1 protein-coding gene and 1 pseudogene are annotated in these 1,392 nt (G+C 39.2%); both read left to right on the forward strand.

The window, feature by feature from the left end; translation table 11 throughout:
• A pseudogene (locus tag QVP40_RS03380) lies at nucleotides 1–237 on the forward strand (hypothetical protein); the annotation flags it as partial.
• Nucleotides 238–332: 95 nt separating this feature from the next.
• The gene (locus tag QVP40_RS03385; RefSeq protein ID WP_022067093.1) at nucleotides 333–1,271 is read left to right on the forward strand and encodes an IS982 family transposase; all 939 of its coding nucleotides are present in this window, start codon (nucleotides 333–335) and stop codon (nucleotides 1,269–1,271) included.
• Nucleotides 1,272–1,392: the final 121 nt, after the last annotated feature.

Consider the following 1,392-nt stretch of genomic DNA (forward strand, 5'->3'; position numbering starts at 1 on the left):
AATAGGCTGAATGTACATCAAATGAAATGTATAAGGAAAATTCCAGTAAGTGAAGGTGGTACAGATAAGCATACTAATATCGCATTTATTTCAGAGGAAATATGGCGAGCTGTTATGACAGAGGATATTTCAGAAACTATCAGAATAATGAAGAAATTCAATATGGACGACAAGCAAAGACGGAGATTCAACCGATTGCGTGAAAATTATGGATTACTACCAATTAAGAAAAGATAACTTAACCCATTGTGCTAGTTAATATAAAAAACTTCAACAAAATATGTTATCCTATAGCTGTACACCACTACATGCTATGAAAGGAGGCACACATAATGTTGAAGTTCAAAGATGATTATACCACTCTCACAGCAACTTTTGAAGATTTTATTTTGCTTGTTTATACAGTTATTGATGATTTGTATCAACGGTCTGTCCCTGTATGCGTTTCCCAAAGGCGGAATGTGCATACTGCAAAGATGTCTGATTCTGAAATAATTACGCTAAGCATTTGTGGTGAACTCATTGGTATAGATTCTGAAAAGGCATGGTATTCTTTCGTGAAACGTAATTATCGACACCTTTTTCCGCATCTATGCTGCCGCACGCGATTTAACCGAACCAGAAGAGCTCTTTTACAAGTAACGGAACTGCTCCGGCAGAAACTGGCTCAATCCTTCCCAATACCTGACAGCCGTTATTTTGTAATTGACAGCTTCCCTCTTCCAGTCTGCAAATTTGGGCATGCGCGTTACTGCCGTTCCTTCCGCGAGGATGGCGCAAATTATGGAAAATGTCCATCCAAAAAGGAAACTTATTTCGGGTTCAAAGTACATGCCCTTATTACCATAGAAGGTTATGTAACTGCTTTTGAGATTACGCCCGCATCTGTGGATGACCGGGAAGGACTGCGCGACCTTGCAGAAAACCATCTGCGGGTTACAATATTTGGAGATAAAGGCTATACTGGGGAAAACCTTTTGCAGGATATGCGTGAAAAAGGTATCTGCCTGATGTCTCTCAAACCATCTAATCATAAGAACAACTGGCCAAAAGAAATACGGCAGCTGATCTTCCGCTTCCGTCGTAGGGTGGAAACTGTATTTTCGCAGCTTAGCGAACAGTTAAATGCGGAAAAAGTTCTCGCAAAAAGCTTTCATGGATTATGTACCCGATTACAGAATAAAATTCTGGGGCACAACCTGTGCATGGCATTCAACAGTGTATTTGGAGAACAATGTGATATTGGACAGATAAAACATCTCATCTTCTAAAAAAGTGCTTTCAATTATATAAGGGTAATCTGGGCAATTTTGAGTCGATAAGCAGTCGTATTTTAAGTAGCACAATGAGTTAAATTACGATACCATTATAGTGGAGGAATAGGAAACAATT

This window comes from Blautia sp. CAG:257 (assembly GCF_000433815.1).
Taxonomy (GTDB): domain Bacteria; phylum Bacillota; class Clostridia; order Lachnospirales; family Lachnospiraceae; genus Blautia_A; species Blautia_A caecimuris.